The 2,500-nt window shown below is 52.1% G+C and carries 2 rRNA genes (1 of these 2 cut by a window edge); both read left to right on the top strand.

The window, feature by feature from the left end:
• A 23S ribosomal RNA gene (locus KOL99_RS20660) occupies window positions 1-2,238 on the top strand; it begins 721 nt to the left of the window's first position.
• A gap of 138 nt (window positions 2,239-2,376) precedes the next feature.
• Window positions 2,377-2,493, top strand: a 5S ribosomal RNA gene (gene rrf, locus KOL99_RS20655).
• The last annotated feature ends 7 nt before the right edge of the window (window positions 2,494-2,500 follow it).

Raw genomic sequence — 2,500 nt, 5'->3', positions numbered from 1 at the left:
ACCCGAAACCGGGTGATCTATCCATGTCCAGGGTGAAAGGAAGGTAACACTTCGTGGAGGCCCGAACCCACTGGCGTTGAAAAGCCAGGGGATGAGGTGTGGATAGGAGTGAAAGGCTAATCAAACTCGGAGATAGCTGGTTCTCCCCGAAATATATTTAGGTATAGCCTCACAAAGTAAGTAGCGGGGGTAGAGCACTGGATGGGCTAGGGGCCTCACCAGGTTACCAAACCTAACCAAACTCCGAATACCGCTAACTGTTATTGTGGGAGTCAGACTGCGGGTGATAAGATCCGTAGTCAAAAGGGAAAGAGCCCAGACCGTCAGCTAAGGTCCCAAAATCTACGCTAAGTGGAAAACGATGTGGAAATGCCCAGACAACCAGGAGGTTGGCTTAGAAGCAGCCACCCTTTAAAGAAAGCGTAATAGCTCACTGGTCGAGTGGGTCTGCGCGGAAAATGTAACGGGGCTAAGCGTAGTACCGAAGCTACGGATTTGATCCTTAAGGATCAAGTGGTAGGGGAGCATTGTGTAAGCCTGCGAAGGTCGACCGTGAGGACGGCTGGAGGTATCACAAGAGATTATGCTGACATGAGTAGCGAAAAACAAGGTGAGAAACCTTGTCACCGAAAACCCAAGGTTTCCTACGTAAAGGTAATCTGCGTAGGGTTAGTCGGTCCCTAAGGCGAGGCCGAAAGGCGTAGTTGATGGGAAACAGGTTAATATTCCTGTACCACCTGTTGTTGCGATGGGGGGACGGAGAAGGGTAGACGATCCTGGCGCTGGTTGTCCAGGTTTAAGGTTGTAGGCGGGAGAAGGAGGCAAATCCCTTTCTCCATTCAACGCTGAGAACTGATGACGAGGGGGTATCCCCGCAAAGTCGTCGATCCCATGCTTCCAAGAAAAGCCTCTAAGCTTCAGACAGCAGGTGACCGTACCGTAAACCGACTCAGGTGGGTGAGGATAAATGTCCTAAGGTGCTTGAGAGAACACTGGTTAAGGAACTCGGCAAAATGATACCGTAACTTCGGGAGAAGGTATGCCCTTTTTGGTGAAGGCGATTCGCTCGCACAGCTGAAGAGGGTCGCAGAGAAATGGCGGTAGCGACTGTTTACTAAAAACATAGGACTCTGCAAAGTCGCAAGACGACGTATAGGGTCTGACGCCTGCCCGGTGCCGGAAGGTTAAGGGGATTTGTTAGCCGCAAGGTGAAGCTTTGAACCGAAGCCCCGGTAAACGGCGGCCGTAACTATAACGGTCCTAAGGTAGCGAAATTCCTTGTCGGGTAAGTTCCGACCTGCACGAATGGCGTAACGATTTCCGCGCTGTCTCAACCAGTGGCTCAGCGAAATTGAATTCTCGGTGAAGATGCCGAGTACCCGCAGAAAGACGGAAAGACCCCGTGCACCTTTACTACAGTTTGACAGTGACATTCGAATAAGCTTGTGTAGGATAGGTGGGAGACTTTGAAGCTGGGACGCCAGTCTCGGTGGAGTCAACCTTGAAATACCACCCTGGTTTGTTTGGATGTCTAACCCAGGCCCGTCATCCGGGTCGGGGACACTGTCTGATGGGTAGTTTGACTGGGGCGGTCGCCTCCCAAAGAGTAACGGAGGCGCGCGAAGGTTCCCTCAGGCTGATTGGAAACCAGCCGTAGAGTGTAAAGGCATAAGGGAGCTTGACTGCGAGACCAACAAGTCGAGCAGGTACGAAAGTAGGTCTTAGTGATCCGGCGGTTCTGTATGGAAGGGCCGTCGCTCAACGGATAAAAGGTACGCCGGGGATAACAGGCTGATCTCCCCCAAGAGTTCACATCGACGGGGAGGTTTGGCACCTCGATGTCGGCTCATCGCATCCTGGGGCTGAAGTAGGTCCCAAGGGTTTGGCTGTTCGCCAATTAAAGCGGTACGCGAGCTGGGTTTAAAACGTCGTGAGACAGTTTGGTCCCTATCTTCTGTGGGCGTAGGATACTTGAGAAGAGTTGACCTTAGTACGAGAGGACCGGGTTGAACGTACCTCTGGTGTTCCAGTTGTTCCGCCAGGAGCAGTCGCTGGGTAGCTATGTACGGAAAGGATAACCGCTGAAAGCATCTAAGCGGGAAGCCTCCTTCAAGATTAGGTATCCCTGGGAGCAATCCCCTAAAGGCCCGTTGTAGACCACAACGTTGATAGGCCGGGTGTGTAAGTGCAGTAATGCATTCAGCTTACCGGTACTAATCGGCCGTGAGGCTTGACCATAAAAAATTCTTAGAGAGGGGGGTGGTTCTCCACCCCCCGATCATAAACTGCCGATGCTGCCAACCTACATTCATGATGATGCAATTGAAGAGAAATAGACTGTAGGGGCGAATGATTATTTGCCCTTACCAAGAGTTTCTCTGTGGCTATGCCGAGAGGGTCACACCCGTTCCCATCCCGAACACGGAAGTTAAGCCTCTCAGGGCCGATGGTACTGCACTGGTAACGGTGTGGGAGAGTAGGTCGCCGCAGGGAATTTAAT

Origin of the sequence: Geomonas azotofigens, from assembly GCF_018919395.1 — a bacterium.
Taxonomy (GTDB): Bacteria; Desulfobacterota; Desulfuromonadia; order Geobacterales; family Geobacteraceae; genus Geomonas; species Geomonas azotofigens.
Note: the sequence above shows the minus strand (reverse complement) of the source record. Positions and strands in the feature narration are given on the sequence as shown.